This window comes from Streptomyces prunicolor NBRC 13075 (assembly GCF_000367365.1).
Classification (GTDB): domain Bacteria; phylum Actinomycetota; class Actinomycetes; order Streptomycetales; family Streptomycetaceae; genus Streptomyces; species Streptomyces prunicolor.
This window is the reverse complement of sequence record NZ_BARF01000191.1, coordinates 1-1423: the sequence shown is the minus strand read 5'-3', so window position 1 is coordinate 1423 and position 1423 is coordinate 1. Positions and strand designations below refer to the sequence as shown.

At 66.0% G+C, this 1423-nt stretch carries 1 protein-coding gene; it reads right to left on the bottom strand.

Annotated features, from left to right (window positions below; all coding sequences use genetic code 11):
- Positions 1–28: 28 nt before the first annotated feature.
- A complete protein-coding gene (locus SPR02S_RS54730; protein WP_078623319.1) occupies positions 29–1348 on the bottom strand; it encodes an IS630 family transposase in 1320 nt (439 codons plus the stop codon).
- Positions 1349–1423: the final 75 nt, after the last annotated feature.

The window sequence follows — 1423 nt, the reverse complement described above, 5'->3', positions numbered from 1 at the left end:
TAGTGTGATGCGCCAGAAATCCTGAAGGTTAGTTCTGCTCGGTTTTCTGGCTGTCGGTTCCGACCTTGGTGAGGTAGTCGGCGAGGGAGTTGAGGATCTCGTCGGCGGTCTTGGTCCAGGTGAAGGGCCGCGGGTTCTGGTTCCAGGTGTCGATCCATGCGGTGATGTCGTTCTCCAGTGCCTTCACGGAGGTGTGGACGCCGCGGCGGATGAGCTTGTCGGTCAGCAGACCGAACCACCGCTCGACCTGGTTCATCCAGGAGGAGCCGGTGGGGGTGAAGTGGATGTGGAAGCGCGGGTGTCTGCCCAGCCACGTCCTGATCTCGGCGGTGTTGTGGGTGGCGTAGTTGTCGCAGACGAGATGGACGTCGAGCCCGGCGGGCACCGCCTTGTCGATCCGGACCAGGAACTTCTTGAACTCGATCGCACGGTGGCGGCGGTGCAGTGCCGATATGACGGTGCCGTCGGCGATGTTGAAGGCGGCGAACAGGCTGGTGATGCCGTGCCGCAGATAGTCGTGGGTCCGGCGTTCGGGCATGCCCGGCATCATCGGCAGGACTGGCTGGGACCGGTCCAGCGCCTGGATCTGGCTCTTCTCGTCCACGCAGAGCACGACCGCCTTCTCTGGCGGGTGGTGGTACAGGCCCACGACGTCGACGACCTTGGCGACGAACTGCGGGTCGGTGGACAGCTTGAAGGAGCCCTGCAGGTGGGGCTTGAGGTCGAACCGCTTCCAGATCCGGCCGATGGTCGATTTCGACAGGCCGGTGCGCTGGGCCATCGAGGCCCGTGACCAGTGCGTGTCCTGGCCCGGAGTGGACTCCAGGGTGGCCACGACGACCTCCTCGACCCGGTCGAGGAGGACCGAGGGCGGGCGGCCCGAGCGGGGCTCGTCATGAAGACCGTCGAGGCGTTTGGCGATGAACCGGGCTCGCCAGCGGTCCACGGTCGATCTGTCGATGCCGAGGTCGGCCGCGGCCTGCTGGTTCGTCCCGCCCTCCGCGCAGCGCAGCACGATCTTGGCCCGTAACGCGAGGAACTGGGCGGTCTTCGCCTGCCGCGCCCACTGCGTCAACTGCCTGCGCTCAGCATCGTCCAGGACCAGGTCGGCCTTCGGCCGGCCGATCCAGCCGGCGTCCTCAAGCCCGGCCATCCGCTCCGCGGCGAAAGCCCGCCGCCACTTGCCCACCGTCTTGGCCTGGACACCAACGACCCGCGCCGCAGCCGCGTTTGACATACCGTCAGCACACGCCAGGATGATGCGGGCCTTCTCTACCGAGCGCCGGTGCGGCAATTCCGTCCGGCGCACCAACTCGGCACGCTCAGCCTCGGACAACGTGATATCCACAGCAGAAGGCCCCGGATGCGACATGCCAACAGGGTAGTAACTAACCTTCAGGATTTCTGGCGCATCACACTAGCC